1 protein-coding gene is annotated in these 1,332 nt (G+C 66.8%); it reads left to right on the forward strand.

What is annotated here, in order from left to right:
• Positions 1–53 precede the first annotated feature (53 nt).
• Positions 54–1,303 (forward strand): IS3 family transposase gene (locus KK617_RS18635; protein ID WP_277501680.1). Its coding sequence is split into 2 segments (ribosomal slippage): positions 54–327 and positions 327–1,303, totalling 1,251 coding nucleotides; the frame shifts between segments, so codons are not numbered across the junction.
• Positions 1,304–1,332: the final 29 nt, after the last annotated feature.

A 1,332-nucleotide genomic window follows, 5' to 3' on the forward strand; every position in this document is an offset into this window, starting at 1 on the left:
TGAACCGTCACGGGTTTGATGCCGCTTCCTTGTGAGTCAAGGAGGATGAGCACATGCCTAAGAAGGTGGATCCCGCTGTGAAGGAGCGGGCGATTCGGATGGTCGCGGAGCACCGCGGCGACTACAGGTCGTTGACCGCGGTCGCGCAGGTCGTGGCCGAGCAGCTCGGTCTCGGGAAGGAGACCGTGCGGCGGTGGGCGGTCCAGGCCGACATCGACGCCGGCGCCCGGCCCGGCGTGACGAGCGAAGAATCGGCTGAGATCAAGAAACTGAAGGCCGAGAACCGTCGACTGCGTGAGGACAACGAGATCTTGCGCAAGGCCTCGATTTTCTTCGCCGGGGAGCTCGACCCCCGCAACCGCTGATCATGTCCTTCATCGAAGACATGAGAGCCGAGGGCCACGCCGTCGAGTCGACCTGCCGGGTGCTCACCGCACACGGCTGCAGCGTCGCGGCGCGGACCTACAGGGCTTGGCGACGCTCGAACCAGCCGGTCGCGGCCAGGACCGTCTCGGACGCGATGATCGTCGACGCCCTGCTTGCCACCGTCGGGACACCTGAGGGGCTCTACGGGCGGCGGAAGATGACCGCGCACCTGCGCCGTCAAGGGCTGGACGTGGCGCACTGCACGGTGGACCGGTTGATGCGCGACCTCGGCATGAACGGCGTGCGCCGCGGCAAGAAACTGCGCACCACCATCCCCGGCCGTGACGGGCACCGGGCCGGTGACCTGCTGGACCGCGACTTCACCGCCACAGCGCCCAACACCAGGTGGGTCGCTGACTTCACCTACGTCCGCACCTGGGCCGGGTTCGTCTACGTCGCGTTCGTCGTCGACTGCTTCGCCCAGCGGATCGTGGGCTGGCACGCCGCCACGACGAAGGTCACCGACCTGGTGCTGACGCCGGTGCGGATCGCGATGTGGGACCGCGACCGCCACGGCCACCCGATCGAGCCCGGCACGCTGGTTTGTCACTCGGATGCGGGCAGTCAGTACACGTCGCTGCGGTACACCGAGCACCTCGCACTCGAGGGCATCGCGCCCTCGATCGGGACAGTCGGCGATGCCTATGACAACGGCCTCATGGAGTCCATCATCGGCCTGTACAAGACCGAGGCCATCGCCACCGACGTCTTCCACGAAGGTCCGTTCAAGACTCTCGTCGACGTCGAGTACGCCACCGCCGGCTGGGTCGACTGGTGGAACTACCGCCGCCTGCACTCCAGCATCGGCCAGATCCCACCAGCCGAGCACGAGCACGACTACTACGCTGCCCTCGACCGAGAGCCGCACCCCGTATAGAAGCGGCAGAGAACCCGTGACGGTTCACA

Source organism: Nocardioides sp. ChNu-99 (genome assembly GCF_029493445.1).
GTDB lineage: Bacteria > Actinomycetota > Actinomycetes > Propionibacteriales > Nocardioidaceae > Nocardioides.